At 59.2% G+C, this 4,673-nt stretch carries 1 protein-coding gene; it reads right to left on the bottom strand.

Annotated features, from left to right (window positions below; genetic code table 11):
- Positions 1-4,615: non-ribosomal peptide synthetase (locus XALGPE39_RS15915; protein ID WP_235429859.1), on the bottom strand; the 4,615-nt coding region annotated here is incomplete at its 3' end.
- Positions 4,616-4,673 lie beyond the last annotated feature (58 nt).

Genomic DNA, 4,673 nt, shown 5'->3' with positions numbered 1-4,673 from the left:
GCGGCCCATCGAGCCAGCGGCGTTGCCACAGGCTGTAGTCGGCGTATTGGATCGGCAGCGGCGGCAGCGGATTGGGCTGGCCTTGCACGAAGGCGGCGTACAACGCGCCAAGTTCGCGAATCAAGATCCCAATGGACCAGCCATCGGAGATGCTGTGGTGCATGCTGATCAGCAGACGGTGTTGCTGCTCGGCCAGCTGCAGCAGGCAGCCACGGATCAATGGACCACGGCTCAGATCGAAGGGCGTGTGGGTTTCCTGTTCGGCGTGATGCTGCGCGGCAACCTCGGCATCTGGCGTATGACGCAGATCGATGCAGGTCAGCGCGAAGCCGACATCCGCCGGAGCAATCACCTGGATAGCGCCATCATCGCTGGCGACGAAGCAGGTGCGCAGTACCTCGTGGCGGGCGACGATACGATCCAATGCCTGCTTGAGTGCGGGCAAATCCAGCACCCCGTGCAGGTCCACGCCGCCATAAAGGGTGTAAGCCTGTGCGGCACGGCTGTCGAATTGCGCCAGGAACCATAGTCGTTGCTGTGCGAAGGATAGCGGCAGCGGAGCGCTGCGGTCAGCTGGCACGATGGCCGGCAGCGTGCTGGCGGCGGCGTTGTCCAGGGCCTGTGCCAACTCGGCCAAACGTGGTTGAGCAAACAACGTGGCCAGCGGCAGTTCCAAGCCCAGCGCGCTGCGGATGCGCGAGATCAAGCGCACGCCCAGCAGCGAATGCCCGCCCAGGGCGAAGAAGTTGTCTTGTCGACCGATCTTTTCCAGACCTAAGAGGTCACTCCAGATCGCGGCAATGGCCTGTTCGATCTCGCCCTGTGGTGCTTCATACGTCAACGCCGCATAGGCCGCTGCATCCGGTGCGGGTAATGACTTGCGATCCAGCTTGCCGTTGGGAGTCAATGGCAGCCGATCCAACCGCACATAGGCGGCTGGCACCATGTAATCCGGCAGTACATCCGATAACCAACTGCGCAATGCAGCAGCATCAACAGCTTCGTGACCGACCCAATACGCCACCAGCCGCTTATCAGTGCCTGCCGCACCCTCCAGCGCCACCACGACGCACTCGCGCACATCCGCATGTGCGCTCAAGCGTGCCTCGATCTCACCCAACTCGATGCGGAAACCACGAATCTTGACCTGGTGATCGTTGCGTCCGACAAACTCAATCGTGCCATCGACACGCCAACGGCCCAGATCACCCGTGCGGTACATCCGTGCAGTCGGATCGGTGCTGAACGGATCCGTGAGGAAGCGCGCGGCGGTCAAATCATCGCGATTCAGATACCCACGCCCCACGCCATCGCCACCGATATACAGCTCTCCCGCCACTCCGATCGGAACCGGCGCACCGTTTTGATCGAGGATATAGATCCGCACATTATCAACAGGGCGCCCAATCGGTGGCGCACCCACCGCGTCGACATGACATTCATGCAAACAGGCACAGACCGTCGTTTCCGTAGGTCCATATCCATTGATCAACCGTCTTCCTTGACTCCAGCGTTTCGCGATAGGAACAGAGAGCACATCACCTGCAGAAATGATCGTCTGCAAAGAGAAAATTTCTTCAACATTGAGCACGGTAGATAAAAATGCGGGAGGCACCACCGCATGAGTAATTTCTTTATCCTTTACTATCTCAACAAAATCATCACCAATAATAATTCCATTATTTTTTGATATAAATAGTGACCCACCCCAGCAGATCGCTATCATAATTTCGAACGTACAAGAATCGAAACTAAAAGAAGCAAACTGCAAGATACGGCTATTAGAATTTAACAACAATTTCCGTTTCTGAGCACAAGCCATGTTGACGACGCCGCGATGCTCGTTCATCGCGCCCTTCGGCATCCCCGTCGATCCAGACGTATAAATCACATACGCCAGGTGACGTGCGGTCAGACCATTGGCATGGCGGCCGGGATTTCGGTCTGGCAAATGTTGCCAGCGCTCGCCGTCGGCTTGCAGATCGACGATCACCGCCGCAGTGGCACTCTCTTCGATCAGGTGACGGCTGGCAGCATCCGTCAGCACGACGATCGCGCCGCAATCAGCGCGCACGTAGGCCAACCGCTCTGGCGGATAGGCCGGATCCAGAGGTACATACGCACCACCAGCCTTCAGTACCGCCACAACCGCCACCACCATCTCCACACTACGCTGTACGCAGATCGCCACGCGATCATCCGGGCGCACACCCAAATCACGCAGGTAATGCGCTAGACGGTTAGCCCGCGCATTCAACTCGCCATACGTCAGTGAAACCTCGCCTTGCACCACCGCGATGGCCGATGGTGTCTGTGCCACCTGTGCCTCGAACAGTTCGTGCACACACGCATCGCGTGGGTAATCCGTTGCAGTTGCATTCCACTGCCTCAGTAGCTGATGGCGCTCGACCTCGTTCAGCAGTGGCAGACGATCCACCGGCTGATCTTCGGCCCCCTCGGCGACCATCGCTTCCAGTAGGTGGCGCCAATGCCCCATCCAACGCTGTAGCGTCGAATGCTCGAACAGCGCTGTTGCATAGTTCAAACTGCCGACAATCCCTTGCTCGCCTTCGGCCAACGACAGCAATAGATCGAACTGCTCCCTGGTTTGCGCAATACCCAACCCGCTGACCTCGATATCGCCAAGATCCAGTTCGCTCCGTGGCATGTTCTGCCACGCGAACATCACCTGGAACAGTGGCGTATACGCCAGGCTGCGTGGCGGTTGTACCAACTCCACCACCTGCTCGAACGGGATGTCCTGATGCGCCTGCGCCTGCAGTGCGCGCTGCTTCACCGATGCCAGCAGTTGCGCCAGCGTCGGCGAGCCGGACAGCTCAATCCGTAACGCCAGCGTGTTGACGAAGAAGCCGATTAGCCCTTCGGTCTCCGATCTCCCGCGATTGGCCACCGGACTGCCGATCACCACATCGTCCTGGCCGGAAAGACGCGACAGCAGCAGCGCCCAACTGGCGAGTAGCGTCATATACAGCGTCAACCCGTGACGTTGGCTCAGTTCTTTCAGCGCTTGTGCCTGCTGCGAACCGACGACCACCTCCAGCATCGCACAGGCATGGTCTTGCCGGGTTGGACGCGGACGATCCGTTGGCAATTCCAGCAGCTCTGGCGCACCGGACAGTGCATCGCGCCAGTACGCCGCCTGCTGCTGCAACACGTCACCCGCCAGCCATTGCCGCTGCCAGCTTGCATAATCGGCGTATTGAATCGGCAATGGTGGCAGCGGATCGGCTTCGCCACGTGCGAACGCTCGATACAACACGCTCAACTCGTTGATCAAAATCCCCATCGACCACCCGTCCGAGACGATGTGGTGCATGGTCACGAACAGGACGGATTCGTCGTCGGCCAGTTGTATCAGCCGACCACGGATCAACGGGCCTCGCTCCAATGCAAATGGTGCTTGCACCTCATCGGCTAATAGTTGCTGCAATGCCGCCTCGCGATCCGGAACACCGCGAAGATCATGGTCGATCAAATGGAAGCCAATGTCTTCGGCGGCAATCTGCTGCTGCACCTGCCCGTCGAGCATTAAGAAGGCCGTGCGCAACGACGCATGCCGGGCTACGATCCGATCCAAAGCACGCTGCAATGTCCGCCTATCCAGCGCTCCGCGCAAGCGCAGTCCACCGCTGATGTGATACGCCTGACTGACGCCTTCGAACTGCGATAGGAACCAAAGCCGCTGCTGCGCAAACGAGAGCACGCGCGGCGCATCTGACTCCAGAGGCAAGATCGGTGATAAGACAGTGCTGGACGAAGATGCCACACAGGTCGCAAGTTGCTGGGGCGTGGCGTGTACGAACAGGTCCGCCACGCCGATCTCGACCCCCATTTCTTGACGCAAGCGGGAGGTGACCCGCACCGCCAGCAACGAATGCCCGCCAAGGGCAAAGAAGTTGTCGTGCCGACCGATGTCTTCCAGACCGAGTAACTCGCACCAGATCGCGGCAATGGCTTGTTCAATCTCGCCCTGTGGTGCTTCGTACGTCAACGCCGCATAGGCCGCGCCATCCGGTGCGGGTAACGCCTTGCGATCCAGCTTGCCGTTGGGGGTGAGTGGCAAGCGATCCAACTGCACATAGGCGGCTGGCACCATGTAATCCGGCAGTACATCCGATAGCCAAGTCCGCAATGCGGCAGCATCAACAGCTTCGTTACCGACCCAATACGCCACCAGCCGCTTATCAGTGCCTGCCGCACCCTCCAGCGCCACCACGACGCACTCACGCACCTCCGCATGCGCGCTCAAGCGTGCCTCGATCTCACCCAACTCGATGCGGAAACCACGAATCTTGACCTGCTGATCGTTGCGTCCTACAAACTCAATCGTGCCATCGACACGCCAACGGCCCAGATCGCCCGTGCGGTACATCCGTGCAGTCGGATCGGCGCTAAACGGATCAGCGAGGAAGCGCGCGGCGGTCAAATCATCGCGATTCAGATACCCACGCCCCACGCCATCGCCGCCGATATACAACTCGCCCACTACCCCAATCGGCACCGGCACACTGTGTGTATCCAGGATGTAGATACGCACATTGGCGAGAGGCTGCCCGATGGTGACTGACAAATCGCATTCGGCATCTTGCCTCAGATGTTCCGCAGTACAAGAAACCGTGGTCTCCGTCGGTCCATAGGTATTGACAACCTCT

The organism is Xanthomonas sp. GPE 39, from assembly GCF_000963005.1.
GTDB lineage: Bacteria > Pseudomonadota > Gammaproteobacteria > Xanthomonadales > Xanthomonadaceae > Xanthomonas_A.
This window is presented reverse-complemented; position numbering and strand designations above follow the sequence as displayed.